General features: G+C 68.7%; 1 protein-coding gene and 1 pseudogene. One reads left to right on the top strand and one right to left on the bottom strand.

Going from position 1 to position 1,848, the window contains the following annotated elements; all coding sequences use genetic code 11:
- The first annotated feature begins 258 nt into the window (after window positions 1-258).
- Entirely contained in the window at window positions 259-738 is a 480-nt protein-coding gene (locus tag ACWGKU_RS40935; protein ID WP_452181086.1) for a hypothetical protein, read from the top strand.
- A 98-nt stretch (window positions 739-836) separates the two neighbouring features.
- Here ACWGKU_RS40935 and ACWGKU_RS40930 read toward each other — a convergent pair.
- A pseudogene (locus ACWGKU_RS40930) lies at window positions 837-1,450 on the bottom strand (IS5 family transposase); the annotation flags it as partial.
- Window positions 1,451-1,848 lie beyond the last annotated feature (398 nt).

Genomic DNA, 1,848 nt, shown 5'->3' with positions numbered 1-1,848 from the left:
CGGACTTCAGGGCATAGATGCGGGCGAGACGGACAGTCGCTCCTCCGGCGAGCGGGAGGATGTTATTCATCTATCGTGCATAACGTCACTAAAGCGGCGCTACCATAAGCCACTTACAGGACTGGATATGCCAAAACGCCCACTCAGAAGCCGTTGTCGTACCGGCAATGACGGGCGCGTTTCCGCTGGTCAGGCATAGTGCCGGTGCCTCGGTGGCAGAGACGGGGTGTCGTGTCGTCTCTTCGGTGGAGGTGCCGGATGCCGTCGGTGATGGGGCTGCTGGAGGAGCGTGAGCGTGCTGCTCGGCAGCGGGTGGAGGTCCTTCAGGCCGAGCTGCAGGAGGCGGAAGCCGCGTGGGAGCGGTTCGTGATCGCCCGTCAGACGGTGGCCGAAGTCCTGGCAGAACCTGCAGGCGAGGAGGCGCCGCCGGCGGGGGTGGCCGGTGAACGGCCTGCTCGGGTCGCCGGTGCGGTGCCCGGGTCGGTGGTTCCCGCCTGGAGGGAAGGGCTCGCTCTCGACTCGCTGGCGCCGGACTACCAGCGGCTCGTGGAGGTCCTGGCGGGGAGCGGGGAGGAGATGGACTGTCGGCAGCTCGCGGCGGCCCTGGGCCTGGAGGTGGTCGCGGCGAAGGTGGAGGGAGTGCGGTCGAAGGTGAAGCGCCTGGCCGCGCGGGGCTGGCTGGCCGAGGAACGCCCGGGGATGTTCAGCGTGCTCGCCGGGTTAGCCGGCGGCTCATGACCATGCTCATCGGCCACCGGATCATCGCCTCGGAGGTGTCGGTGCGGTGTCTCGTAGTCGCGGGCCAGGCGGCGTGAGTGCATCAGCCATGCGAACGTCCGTTCCACCAGCCACCTTTTCGGCAGCACCACGAAGCCCGTGGCGTCGTCGGTGCGTCTGACCACCGTCAGCGCGATCCGCAGGACATCGCGGGCGAGGTCGACCAGGCGTCCGGTGCAGCCGCCGTCGGCCCACACCAGCGAGATGCGCCAGTGCCGCTCACGCAGCCGCTCCAGCAGCGTGCGGCCGGCCTCGCGGTCGGTGACGGATGCCGCGGTGACCATCACGGCCAGCAGCAGCCGAGGGTGTCCACCACGATGTGCCTCTTGCGGCCGTTCACCTTCTTCCCGCCGTCGAACCCCCGGCTCGCGGCCGGCACCGACGCGGCCCCTTTCACAGACTGCGCGTCGATGATCCCGGCGGTCGGCTCCGGATCACGGCCCGCCGCCCGGCGGACCCGGTCGCGCAGCCGGTCGTGGAACTCGCCGACCAGGCCCTTGTCCCGCCAGCGCCGAAAGAAGGCGTACACGCGGTCCCATGCGGGGAAGTCCGCGGGCACCGCCCTCCAGGCGATGCCGCCCGTGATCAGGTAGCGCACGGCGTCGACCAACTGCCGGTGACAGTAGCCCTCCGGTTGCCCGCCCCTTCCCTCCAGCCAGGCGGGCACGGGCATCGCGTCGCGCACGACTGCCCACTCCGCGTCGCTCATGTCCGAGGGATACCTCGGACGCCTGTGCGGGCGGTCCCCGGCGTTCCCGAACCGGTGAGCGAGGCAATCACACGACAGGGGTGCGGAGTTGGACGACAACGTCACGGAGACGTAAGACTGCGGCACCAGGGGCCTCCTGTTGCTCGGCTGGATTCGACACCCACGAGCTGTGCGGGAGGCCCCACTTTCATGCCCTGCCGACCAGAAGATCACCCGACCGAGTCGGCAGACTCGAACTCACGATCACCAAGATCGATAGAGCAACAGCTAAGGCCTGTCTGATAATTGATCTTGTGGCAGGTCGAGGCGAGTTGACGGACGTGGTGTGGGAGCGGATAGAGCCCCTGCTGCCGCAGGTGGAC

It is taken from the genome of Kitasatospora sp. NPDC054768 (genome assembly GCF_053612025.1).
Note: the sequence above shows the minus strand (reverse complement) of the source record. Positions and strands in the feature narration are given on the sequence as shown.